Source organism: Saccharomonospora iraqiensis subsp. paurometabolica YIM 90007 (assembly GCF_000231035.2).
In the GTDB taxonomy this organism is placed as follows: Bacteria; Actinomycetota; Actinomycetes; order Mycobacteriales; family Pseudonocardiaceae; genus Saccharomonospora; species Saccharomonospora paurometabolica.
The window spans coordinates 35,389-46,449 of sequence record NZ_KI912244.1 but is presented as its reverse complement, the minus strand read 5'-3'; the positions used below and the strand labels follow the sequence as shown (position 1 = coordinate 46,449).

Below are 11,061 nucleotides of genomic sequence, written 5' to 3'. Positions count from 1 at the left end.
GGTCGGTGAGTCCGCGGACCGTTGCGAGGAGCCGGCGACCCGGTCGGGCGTGTCCCGCACGGGCTCACAGCCAGCCGCGGTCGCCGGCGATCCGCGCCGCCTCGGTCCGGTTGCGGGCGTGCAGTTTCGCCATCGCCGCCGAGAGGTAGTTGCGCACGGTCCCCTCCGCGAGGTGCAGCCGCGCCGCGATCTCCGCGTTGCCCGCGCCCCGTGCGACCTCGCGGAGCAGTTCCCGCTCCCGGTCGGTCAGCGGATCCGGTGCGTCCCAGGCCGCGACCGCCAGTTCGGGGGCCACGACCCGTTCGCCCGCGTGCACCCGCCGCAGTGCGGTGACGAGGTCCTCGACCGGCGCGTCCTTGAGCAGATACCCGGCGACCCCCGCCTCCATCGCCCGGCGCAGGTAACCGCTGCGCGCGAACGTCGTCACGATCAGCACCCGGGTGGGCAACCCACGTTCCCGCACGTCCGCGGCGAGGTCCAGTCCACTACGGCCGGGCATCTCGATGTCCGCCAGCAGCGCGTCCGGCCGGTGCCGGGCGACGGCCGCCAGCGCGGATTCCCCGTCCTCGGCGGTGGCGACCACCTCCACGTCCGGTTGCAGGTCGAGCAGCGAGGCGAACGCCCCGAGCACCATCGCCTGATCCTCGGCCAGCACCACCCGGATCACGTCGCCACCTCCAGCGGTACCGAGATCGTCACCGTCGTCCCCGCTCCGCCGTCCCGGTGCACGGTTCCGCCGAGCGCGCCGATCCGTTCCCGGATCCCGCTGAGCCCGTGCCCGTCCGGGCTCCGGCCGCCGACCCCGTCGTCGGCGATGACCAGCCGCAGTTCGCCGTCCACCGTGTCCACCACAACCTGGCAGGTACGGGCACCGGCGTGCCGGGCGACGTTGGTCAGCGCCTCGCGCAGCGCCAGGGCGAGCGCGTGTTCGGTGGAGCCCACCAGAACCAGTCCGGGACATCTGCGCTCCACCAGCTCCACACCCAGACTCGTCAGGGTGGCCCGGCCCGCCTCCAGTTCGTCGTCGAGGGTGGCCCGCCGCCATCCGCCGAGCGTGCCGCGGATCTCGGCGAGCGCCTCGCGGGCGGTGTTCTCGATCTCCGCCGCCTCGGTGCGGGCCCGGTCCGGGTCGGTCGCGGTGAGGTGTCGCACGAGCTGTGCCCGCATCACCACCGCGGTCAGTGAGTGGCCCAGCAGGTCGTGCAGGTCGCGGGCGAGCCGTTCCCGTTCCGACACGGTGGCGAGGTGCTCGATGCGGGCGTTGCGCAGCCGCAGCTCGTCGGCGTCCCGGCGGCGTCGCGCGTCGTCCAACTGGACCAGGCCGATGATCCAGATGAAGACGACCGACGGTCCGATGCCCAGCAGCCGCCACGGCAGCGGAACCATCGAGACCACTCCGGACAGTCCGGTCAACGCGGTGAGCCCGGCCAGCACGCGCAGCGTGGTGCGCCGCGACTCGACCAGGGCCGTGAACGCCGCGGCGTAGACGAACAGCACCGAGGCGCCGGTGTTGAACGGCGTCGTGGCGATCCCCAGCACGGTGGTCGCCACGACGCACACCCGCAACCGGTCGGGACGCAACTCCGCCGCGACGTAGAGCGGGAGGAAGGCCGTGACCACCCCCGCCGCCAGCAGCCAGTCGGCCGCGCCCGCGGTCGGGTCGAACAACGGCTGGAGGAACGGGACGACCAGGTACACCAGGTACAGCCAGGACGAGAGCCGCCACCGGCGGCCCCCGGTGGCGGTTCCGTCCGTGCCCCCGGTGGGCCCGTCGTCGGGCTCGTCGTCGCTCATGTCCGGGCACGACGATAGGACACCGCGGCCAGGACGGCCGCCACGGCGGTCGTGCCGAACAGCGCGACGAGATGCGTGGCGGTGGCGACCCCGCCGAGTTGGGCCAGCGCGAGCCGGGCCAGGTGGTAGGTCGGCAGGAACACGGCGATGTCCGCCATGAAGTCGGGCAGGATCTCCAACGGCATCCAGAGCCCGGACAGCACCGCGGACGGCAGCAGCACCGCGTTCAGGATCGCCGCGGTGGTGTTGCCACGCGCCCGGAAGCCCACGGCCATGCCCAGCAGCGCGAACGGCAACGAACCGAGCAGCAGGACCGCCCCGATCCGCAGCAGCTCGGCGGGCGAGGCGTCCAGCGTCCCGGTGAGTCCGGCGGTGACCACCATCGCGGCGAACACTCCGAAGGCGCAGGGGACGGCGGCGGCGACCTTGGCCGTCAAGGTGAGCGGGACCGGCACCGCCGACACCCGCTTCGCGCGCAGCCAGCCGCGTTCACGGTCCTCGGCCACGCCGATGCCGGGGTTGAGCAGCGTCACGGCGAGCACGCCGAAGGTGCCGAACGTGGCGAGCATCCGGGTCCCGGTCGGGCCGTTCCCGGACGGCAGGTCACCCCACACGGCCACGAACAACACGAAGAAGCCGACCGGCATCAGGATCGAGAAGAACAGGGCGGTCGGTTCGCGGACGATGCCGCGCACCTCGTCGGCGACCTCCACACCGAACACCCGGGCGTGCCGGATCCACCCGTCGCCGCGGGACGGGCGGCGTTCCTCGGGGACGGTCATGACACGGGCTCCCCTCCGGTCAGGCCGACGACGGCCTCCTCCAGCCCTGTGCCCTCGACACGGAGGTCGGACAGTTCGTCGTCGGCGGCGAGCAGCCTCCGCAGCAGGTCCTCGGGCGTCCGGGTGCCGATCCGCACGTGCGCACCGTCGCGGGTGGCGGTCACGACCCCGGGCAGTGTCGCCACCCAGGCCGTGTCCAGTGCGGTCCGGACGCGCACCGTCCGGTCGGGCAGCCGGGACACCAGAGCCTCCGGCGCCTCGTCGGTCAGCACCCGGCCGTGGTCGAGTACGACGACGCGGTCGGCGAACTCGGCGGTCTCCTCGATCAGATGCGTGGTCATCAGCACGCCGGTGCCGCGTTCCCGGCGCCGCACCAGCGACCGCCGGAACGCGCGACGGGCACCGACGTCCAGCCCGGCTGTCGGCTCGTCCAGCACGAGCAGGGCGGGATCGGTCACCAACGCCATCGCCAGTTGCAGCCGTTGCCGTTGCCCGCCGGAGAGCCGCACGGCCCTGCGCCCGACGAGCGCACCCAGGTCCAGCTCGTCCAGCACCGGACCGGCGGCGGAGCGCCCGGCACCGCCGCGTACCGCCGCGCCGATGACCAGCTCGCGGACCGTCAGCGTCGGCGGGAATCCGAGCTCCTGGTGCACCACGCCGAGGTTCCTGCGGGTGCGGGCGTCGCGGGGATCCGCACCGGCGACGAGCACCCGGCCCCGCTGCGGCGCGAGCAACCCGACCGTCAGGGCGACCAGAGTGGTCTTGCCCGCCCCGTTCGGGCCGAGCAGTGCGACGCACTCGCCCGGCCCGACCCGGAGATCGACCCCGTCCAGAGCGGTGGTGCCGCCGTAGGCGTGCCGCAATCCGTCGATCGCGAGCACCGGCTCGGCCACGGCGGCGTTCGGTGGTTCGGTCACGATCGTGTTCTGAGCTGCCATGGCACGAGCCTGTCCCAGGCGGGCGCGTGGGCGGTAGTTGCGAGCCTCACCGGTCGGGGATGACGAATGTCAACGTCGTGCGCCGTCGACCCGCGTCACCCGCCCGGGGTCGGCGCGGCGGTCGTGTACCGCGGGCGGCCGGTGGGCCGGTGGATCTGGATCGTCACCCCTGCCGGGGTGGTCCGCGTCTGCACCGGGTCGAGTGCCGTGTCCGGGCCGGTGTCCGGGAACAGCCGCGTGCCCTGTCCGAGGACGACGGGGCAGACGAGCAGGGTCATCTCGGTGCGCGCGGGCGGGGACAGCGCCGGATGGCAGCAGGTGAACAGCAGGCGGAGCCCGGCGAACGGGCCGTCGGTCATCGTGGTGGTGCCGTCGCCGGGGTGGACGACCGTGGTGGCGTGTGAGCCGCGCAGGCCGCCGACGAACACCCACGAACCGGCGGACCGCATCTCGGCGGTGACCGCGTCCGTCCGGGCGTACGGCTGCCGCAGTTCCTCCCCGGACAGCGGCGGCGCGCTCTCGTCGAACCGGACGGCGAGCAGGTAGTGCTGCATGGTGGCCTCCTGGGAATGCGCGGGGGCACCGGTGGTGCCGGACATTCGTGATCTCCCGGTGGGGGACCGGCCCGGTGCCGGTCTCCCACAGGCACCACGAACGGGCCCGACGCGATTCGACACCGTCGCACGGAAAAGGTGGGACCGGTTCCGGACCTCGGCGAGGTGCGGGTCGGCGCGGCCTCAGTCCGGTCCGGAGCCGGAGGCGGGCTGGCGCACGATGAGCACGACGCGGTCGTCGCTGGAGACCGGCTGCCCGCCGTCCTTGTTCGCGGTCCCCGCGACGGCGACGTCACTGGTGACGGTGTCCAGACTGCCGTACCGGCCGTAGTCCGGACCCTGCTCGCCGTCCATGGTCACCTGGGGCTCGCCACCGACCGAGCCGTCCCGGTTCAGCGGCAGGTTCTGCACGTTCGCGGCGTCGGCCATCGCCACGACGAGGACGTCGCCCCAGTCCGCGCAGCCGGTGACCCCGGGCCGGTCCGGCCAGGTCCACGCCGGGGTGGACAGGGTGCCGCTCTCGTCGACCCGGTACACGGCGTCCCGTCCCGGCCCTCGGTCGGTCACCCACGTCCGGGAGCCCTCCTCGTCGGCACACAGGCCGCCGGGGGAGTGGACCCCGCTCGCGTACACGGGGGAGTCCGGGGTCGGATTGCCCTCCGCGGGAGCTCCCGAGGTGTCGATCCGGAGCACCTTGCCCGCCAGCGAGCCCGCGTCGCGTGCCGCCGCCGGGTCGCCCGCGTCACCGGTGGCGACGAGCAGGGTGTCCCCGTCGGTGGCGAGCAGCGCGCCACCGTTGCCGGATTCCCCCTTCGGGATCCCCGTGAGCACCGGCTTGGCGGGCCTGCCCTCGGCGAAGCGCACGACGCGGTTGTCGGTCTCGGTGGTCACGTAGGCGTAGACCAGCCGGTCCTCGGCGTATGAGGGGGACAGCGTCAGGGCGGTGAGCCCGCCGTCCCCGCCGGCCGTGACGTCCAGCGTGGCGATCTCCTCCTGATCGCCGTCGGTGCCCACCCGCAGGACCCGGCCGCTGCGCCGCTCACCGGCCAGCGCCGTGATCGTCGACCCGTCGGTGGGCAGGGCCGTCACGGCGGAGACCGTGTCCAGGCAGGTGGCGAGGACGGCCTTGTCGTAGTCGGTGCACCCGTCGGGGGGAGGGACGGGCTCGCGGGAGGTGTCCGGACCCTGCGGGATCTCGCGCCGGTCGACCTCGGGCAGGTCGGGCTGCGGACCCGCCTCGGGGGTCAGTTGCGGGGCGGGCCGCCAGCTCTGCTCCCCGGCGGAGTCGTCGAACTCCGCGCACCCGGCCAGCAGCAGGACACCGCACGCCACGGCCGCGACCGGCCCCGGCCTCCCGCGAACTCGCGTGCGCACGCCGTCCAGCGTAGGCGCACGCAGGTGAACCTCCGGTAAGCGGGGCGGTGCGGGCGGTGCGAGCCGTGCGCGTCCGGCACGATGGAGGGGTGACGATCACGGTGTTGGTACCGGACGACGACGGGATCCGGGCCCTGTCCGAGGTCGACGGCGTGTGCCCGGTGCGCTACGCGCACGACGGGCCGTTGCCGGACGCGGCGGCCGAGGCGGAGGTGCTGATCCCGGGCGCGCGGGCCGCCCAGTTGGCTCCCGCTCTGCGGTGGATGCCCCGGTTGCGGCTGATCCAGCTGCTCTCGGCGGGCGCCGAGGACTGGGCGGACGTGCTGCCGTCCGGGGTGCTGCTGTCCACCTGTCGGGGGGCACACGGCGCCAGCACGGCCGAGTGGGTGATGGCGGCCGTCCTGTCCCTGTGCCGGGACCTGGGTCGGTTCGACGCCGCCCGGCGCCGGGGCGAGTGGTCCCCCGGGACCACGGACACGCTGCAGGGCAAACGGGTGCTCGTGGTCGGCGCGGGCGATGTGGGCCGGCAGCTCGCGCGCCGGCTCGACCCGTTCGACACCCGCGTGCGCATGGTCGGCCTCACCGCCCGTGGGGACGTCCACGGGGTGGACGAGCTGCCCGCGCTGCTGCCGGACAGCGACGTGGTCGTACTGCTGGTGCCGCTGACCTCCCGCACACGCGGAATGGTCGACGAGACCTTCCTCGCCGCGATCCCGGACGGCGGGATGCTGGTCAACGCCTCGCGGGGAGCGGTGGTGGACACCGCGGCCCTGCTGCGGCACGTGACGCCCGGCAGGCTGCGTGCCGCGCTCGACGTCACCGACCCGGAGCCGCTGCCGCCGGAGCATCCGTTGTGGACACTGCCGAACGTGCTCGTCACCCCGCACGTGGCGGGCGCGGTGCACGGTGCGCGCCGCCGGTCGTACGCGGTGGCGGCGACCGAGATCGCCCGGTACGTCCAGGGGGAACTCCCGGAGAACCTCGTCCACGGGGAGTACTGAGCACACCCGGAAGCCCCGCCCGGCCGCGGATTCCGGCCGGGCGGGGCTTCCGGGAGACGGGATCAGCGCAGGATCGACCCGCCGCCGAAGTCGTCGTCCGGGTCGTGGCCCTCCGCGGCGTCGTCGCGCTCGTTCCCCCGTTCCGGCTGCGGCCGGTCGATCGCGACCGGCGGGGCGCCCGGCTCGATGATCTCGTCGAGGTCGTGCCCCTCCTGGAGCATCGTGTGCGCCTGGCGCATGCCCTCGACGCCGCCCTCCAGCGCCGCGCGCACCCCCGGGTCGTCCAGGAACCGGCCCGCGGCGAGGTCGCTCCAGGACAGCTCGCCGTCGTCGATGCGCTGCTGGAGCTCGCGCAGCTCCGCGGGCGCGTTCCGGCCGCGGGCGTGCTCCTCGATCTGCTCGATGTCCTCCTGGGACAGCCCGCCCGGCGGCATCGTCTGCTGCAGTTGCTCGGCCTCGGAGATGGCACGGTCGAGGGAGAGTTCGGCCCGTTCCAGGTCGGCCATCGCCTCCTGGATCCGCGGGTCCGTCGAGGGATCGGGCACGGTCATCGAAGACCTCCGGTGTCGGTGTTCTCGGTCGTGGTCAGGTGTCCTCCCCGGTGCGGAGAACCTCGGTGATGACGGCTTCCGCGACCGGTTTCGGGCCTTCGAGGACGACCAGTTCGGCCCCCTCCCGCAGGTACGGCCGTGCCTGCTCCGGGGCGAGGAACCCGACCTTCGACCGCTCCACCTCGTGCGGCTCGGGCTCGACCCGCTGCAGCAGCACACTCGTCGTCCGGGGGTCGGTGGCGGGCCACCCGGCGTCCTGTTCGACCGGATCGCCCGTCCGGAATGTGGTGGTGGAGGCGTAGACCGCGGCGGTCGGTGGACCTGAGGCACGTCCTCCTTCCTCCGCCGGGATCCACCGCATGCGGGCCGTGGCCACCGGGTTCCCGATCTCGGAGAGCACGTCACCGTCCGCCTCCGCGGATCCCGATGCCCGCGTCGCGTCCGCCCGCCTGTCCGGCCGCACCCGGGTCGGAGTGCCCGGCCGGGCCGGTGCCGTCCAGACTCCCACCGGGGTGGGCATGGAGGTCTCCACCGGAGGGTTGCGGGACGGTGCCCCCGGTGGGGGTTCCGTCGCCCTGGTTGAGCACCGCACCCCAGCCGTCGGCGTGTCCCCCGTTCGCCGCGAGCATCCCCTCCTGTCCGCCGCCACCGCCGGCGGGGCCCTGGCCGGCCACCGCGCGCGGGTCGGACTCCCGGCCGTCCACGGCCGGTGTGGCGTCGGCTTGGCAGCCCATCAGGCCGAGCGGGTCCAGCCAGCGCAGCGGGTTGGGTACGAACGAGTAGTGATTCGGGGAGGGGGCCAGGCCGAGCGGGTCCGGGGAGACGTAGCGTCCGGCGTCCGGGTCGTAGAACCGGAAGTAGTTGTAGTGCAGCCCGGTCTCGGCGTCGTGGTACTGGCCGGGGAAGCGCCACGGTGTGGACACGGTGTCCGCGCGCCGGATGATGCTGCGCCCCCACAGCGTCGTGCGCCCCCGCCAGGCGACCGCCCCCGAACCGTCCACCAGCTCGGTCGGTGTCCCGACGAGGTCGGTGACCACGGCGTAGAGGGCGTGGTCGAACCACTGCGGCACGTGCGCGGACCGGCGGCGGTGGCACTGGATCAGCGGGCGGAACCGTCGGGCCTGCCACTCCCACGTGGTCGCGTCCGTGCCGTTGTGGACCTGCTCGGTGAGCCACAGCCCGTCCCAGGTGAAGTCCGTGCGCTCGGTGACGGCCGCCCCGTCCGGGGAGAGGCGGTGCTTGCCGATCCGCCGTCCGAGCGCGTCGTAGCGGTACCGCCAGCGGGTGCCGTCCGGCGTCGTGACCTCGGTGAGCTGGTCCTCGGCGTTCCACAGATAGCGCCACCGCCGCGGTGCGCTCCCGGCCCCGCGGTGCCACCGGGACACCACGCGCCCCTGCCCGTCGTACTCGTAACCCAGGCCTGCGGTCCGGGTGAGGCGGCTGCCGTCGTAGCCGTGCTCGTCCTCGAACTCGCTGCCCTGGCTGCGCCAGCCGGCGGTGCGGATGTTGCCCGCGGGGTCGTACGTGTAGCTCTCGCGCCGCCCGTAGCCGTCGAGGGTGGTGACCCGTCCCACCGGGTCCAGTTCCAGTCGGGTGGTGCCCTCGGTGCTGTCCACGACGACCCCGGGGTTCCCGTCCGGGGTGTAGCGGTAGGAACGCCGGTGCGCGCTGTCCGGGTGCGCCGGGGCGCCGGCTTCCCGCCCGGGGGCCGAGACCTCCTGCTCGACGAGTCGTCCGGTGCTGTCCCACTGCTGGGCGATCCTCGCCCCGTCGGCGAACCGGCGTTCGGTCTCGTGTCCGCGGGGGTCGTGGTCGAACGTGACGGTGTGCCCGGACATCCGCAGCGTGCGCGGGAGATCCCGGGCGTCGTAGGTCCAGGTGCTCTCCGCACCGGTGGGTGTCACCCGGGACACCCGCCTGCCCAGCGCGTCGAACCGGGAGCGGACCGTGCGCCCGTCCACGGTCTCCGCGGTTACCCGGCCCCGGGCGTCGCGTTCGTACTCGACGGTGGTGTCCGGGTTCGTCGCGGACAGGATCCGGCCCACCGGGTCGTACCGGAAGGTGGTGACGCGGTCCCCGGCGCGTCGTTCGACGACGCGGCCGAGCGCGTCGTACCGGAACTCGGTCGTCTCACCCGCACCGTTGGTCCGCGCCGTGAGTTGTCCGGCCGGGTCGTAGGTGTAGCGCAGTTCGCGGCCGTCGAAGTCGACCTCGCGCACGACCCGGCCCGCCGCGTCCCGCTCGTAGCGCCACGTGCGGCCCAGCGCGTCCGTCACGCCGGTCAGGCGCAGCCCGGGGTCGTAGGCGTAGGTCGTCCGGCTGCCGTCCGGGTTCACGCGCACCGCGGGGAGGTCGAAGGCCGTGTACCCGGTCCGGGTGGTCGCCCCGGTCGGGCCCACGTGTGCGGTGCGGTTGCCCTCCGCGTCGTAGGTCCACCGTTCGCTGTTGCCGTCCGGGCCGGTGCGCCACGCGCAGCGCCCTTCCGTGGTCCAGCCGAACCGGGTCACCGCCCCCGTCCCGTCGACGATCCGCAGGACGCGGCCGAAGTCGTCGCGGTCGTACCGCACCACCGTCCCCGCCGGGTCGGTGTCGGCGACCGGGAGCCCGGTGGGGGCGCACTCGACGTGCCGGGTCTGTCCGAGCGCGTCCGTGACGGACGTCAGGGCGCCCCGCTCGTCGTAGGCGTACCGGGTCACCGCCCCGGTGGGGTCGGTCACCGAGATCCGGTTCCCGCGGTCGTCGTAGTCCTGCCGCCAGCACGCGCCGTCCGGATCGACCACCGTGGTGGGCAGGCCCTGCGCGTTGTACTCCGCCCGTGCCTCGCCGCCGTCCGGGCGGGTGGTGCGGACCCGGTTGCCGTCCCCGTCGTACTCGTGGGTGACGGTGCGGCCCAGCGGATCGGTGCGCCGCACGAGCCGGTCGGCGTCGTCCCATTCGGACGTCGTGGTGTGCCCGAGCGGGTCGGTCTCGGCGACCACATTGCCCCGCTCGTCGAACCGGTACACCGTGGTGTTGCCGAGCGCGTCGGTGAACCGGGTGATCCGTTCGGTGTCGTCGTAGGCGAAGGTCCCGTTGAGGTAACCACCGGCCCCGTGGTTGGCCACGCACCGGCCCTCGTCGTCGTACAGGTAGCGGTACCAGTGGCCGTTGCGGTCGGCCCAGCCGACCATCCGCTCGGCGTCGTCGTAGGCGAAGGTGAGTTCGCGCCCGGACGAGTTGCCCACCCCGACCAGGCGGCCCGCGTCGTCGTAGCGGTAACGGACGAGGGTGACCGAGCCGGGACCGTCGGTGTCGGTGTCGGCGTCGGCGTCGGAGTCGACGTAGCCGTCGGTGTCCGGGGCCGGGTCGGTGTCGGGGTCGCCCGTCCCGGTGCGCAGCCGCAGCGCGGTGACCCGTCCCCCGTCGGTGTCCACCTCGACGTGGTGACCGCCGGAGTGCCGCACGGCGGTCACCGTGCCGGTGGGGTCCCGGTCGATCTCGATCCGGTTGTCGTTGCGGTCGCTGATCGCGCTCAACCGGCGGACGTCCCGCCCGTCCGCGAAGTGCAGTGTGCGCCCCGTCTCCGGTCGGGTGACGGCCCAGCCGGTCGACGTGGCGTGCAGCGGCCACCGCGGTCCGGTCGCGGGCCACACCGTCTCCCCGTCCTCCGGCTGCGGGTAGACCAGCAGCATCCCGTCCTCGGTGACGAGCACCACGCCGTCGGGGTCGGACTCCAGCCGTTGGTCCAGGGTGGACGCCCAGCTGCGGCCGTGGAAGCGGCCCGCGCGGTAGGACGACACGTGTGTCCGGCGGAGCACGAGGGGCAGCACCCCGGGAAGGTCGACGTCGGTCTGGGTGAGCACGACCTCACCGCTGGCGACGTCGACCGGGTCGCTCTCGCACACCCGGTTGTCCACCGGCGTCCGGGTGGCGGCGGGATTGTCCGGTCTGGCGGACCCCTCCCCGCCGTGGTCGTCCAGGAGACGGTTCCCGCGGCCCCGGCCGCTCCGGCCGCTCCGGTCGGAGGTGCCGTCCGTCGCGCCGTCCGAGCTCCCCTGCGTGCTCGTGTCGCGGCCCGCGCCGCGGTC

10 protein-coding genes are annotated in these 11,061 nt (G+C 74.0%); 1 reads left to right on the top strand and 9 read right to left on the bottom strand.

Annotation, left to right across the window (positions count from 1 at the left end):
* Positions 1-64 precede the first annotated feature (64 nt).
* The 6 genes from SACPADRAFT_RS33950 to SACPADRAFT_RS0213630 form a co-directional block, all read right to left on the bottom strand.
* A complete protein-coding gene (locus SACPADRAFT_RS33950; RefSeq protein ID WP_007024993.1) occupies positions 65-667 on the bottom strand; it encodes a response regulator transcription factor in 603 nt (200 codons plus the stop codon).
* Entirely contained in the window at positions 664-1,794 is a 1,131-nt protein-coding gene (locus tag SACPADRAFT_RS33945) for a sensor histidine kinase (protein WP_007024992.1), read from the bottom strand. The genes SACPADRAFT_RS33950 and SACPADRAFT_RS33945 overlap by 4 nt, the downstream gene beginning before the upstream one ends.
* Positions 1,791-2,576 carry an ABC transporter permease gene (locus SACPADRAFT_RS0213645; protein ID WP_007024991.1) on the bottom strand — a complete coding sequence of 262 codons (786 nt, stop codon included), beginning with the start codon at positions 2,574-2,576 and terminating at the stop codon, positions 1,791-1,793. The genes SACPADRAFT_RS33945 and SACPADRAFT_RS0213645 overlap by 4 nt, the downstream gene beginning before the upstream one ends.
* Positions 2,573-3,514: an ABC transporter ATP-binding protein gene (locus tag SACPADRAFT_RS0213640; RefSeq protein WP_007024990.1), complete on the bottom strand. Its 942-nt coding sequence runs from the start codon at positions 3,512-3,514 to the stop codon at positions 2,573-2,575. Before SACPADRAFT_RS0213640 ends, SACPADRAFT_RS0213645 begins: the two co-directional genes overlap by 4 nt.
* Before the next feature lie 95 nt (positions 3,515-3,609).
* Complete coding sequence (locus SACPADRAFT_RS33940) at positions 3,610-4,113, bottom strand: YciI family protein (RefSeq protein ID WP_007024989.1); 504 nt, start codon at positions 4,111-4,113, stop codon at positions 3,610-3,612.
* Positions 4,114-4,251: 138 nt separating this feature from the next.
* Positions 4,252-5,400, bottom strand: a complete 1,149-nt coding sequence (locus tag SACPADRAFT_RS0213630) for a PQQ-dependent sugar dehydrogenase (RefSeq protein ID WP_007024988.1) — start codon at positions 5,398-5,400, stop codon at positions 4,252-4,254.
* A gap of 131 nt (positions 5,401-5,531) precedes the next feature.
* Here SACPADRAFT_RS0213630 and SACPADRAFT_RS0213625 point away from each other — a divergent pair, with 131 nt between their 5' ends.
* A complete protein-coding gene (locus tag SACPADRAFT_RS0213625; protein WP_028662449.1) occupies positions 5,532-6,443 on the top strand; it encodes an NAD(P)-dependent oxidoreductase in 912 nt (303 codons plus the stop codon).
* 62 nt (positions 6,444-6,505) lie between these two features.
* On the opposite strand, the gene SACPADRAFT_RS0213620 is transcribed toward SACPADRAFT_RS0213625, so the two are convergent.
* Genes SACPADRAFT_RS0213620 through SACPADRAFT_RS27650 form a run of 3 tightly spaced genes read right to left on the bottom strand, consistent with a single transcriptional unit; the run spans position 6,506 to position 10,890 of the window.
* Positions 6,506-6,994, bottom strand: a complete 489-nt coding sequence (locus SACPADRAFT_RS0213620) for a hypothetical protein (protein WP_007024986.1) — start codon at positions 6,992-6,994, stop codon at positions 6,506-6,508.
* Positions 6,995-7,028: 34 nt separating this feature from the next.
* Positions 7,029-7,394, bottom strand: coding sequence for a hypothetical protein (locus tag SACPADRAFT_RS0213615; protein WP_007024985.1), 366 nt, complete (start codon positions 7,392-7,394; stop codon positions 7,029-7,031).
* Between the two features lies 1 nt (position 7,395).
* The gene (locus SACPADRAFT_RS27650; RefSeq protein WP_233357180.1) at positions 7,396-10,890 is read right to left on the bottom strand and encodes an RHS repeat-associated core domain-containing protein; all 3,495 of its coding nucleotides are present in this window, start codon (positions 10,888-10,890) and stop codon (positions 7,396-7,398) included.
* Positions 10,891-11,061: the final 171 nt, after the last annotated feature.

Coding starts and splice junctions, on each gene's coding strand:
- SACPADRAFT_RS33945 (WP_007024992.1), bottom strand. CDS start 1,794: ATGAGCGACGACGAGCCCGACGACGGGCCCACCGGGGGCACGGACGGA.
- SACPADRAFT_RS0213645 (WP_007024991.1), bottom strand. CDS start 2,576: ATGACCGTCCCCGAGGAACGCCGCCCGTCCCGCGGCGACGGGTGGATC.
- SACPADRAFT_RS0213640 (WP_007024990.1), bottom strand. CDS start 3,514: ATGGCAGCTCAGAACACGATCGTGACCGAACCACCGAACGCCGCCGTG.
- SACPADRAFT_RS33940 (WP_007024989.1), bottom strand. CDS start 4,113: ATGTCCGGCACCACCGGTGCCCCCGCGCATTCCCAGGAGGCCACCATG.
- SACPADRAFT_RS0213620 (WP_007024986.1), bottom strand. CDS start 6,994: ATGACCGTGCCCGATCCCTCGACGGACCCGCGGATCCAGGAGGCGATG.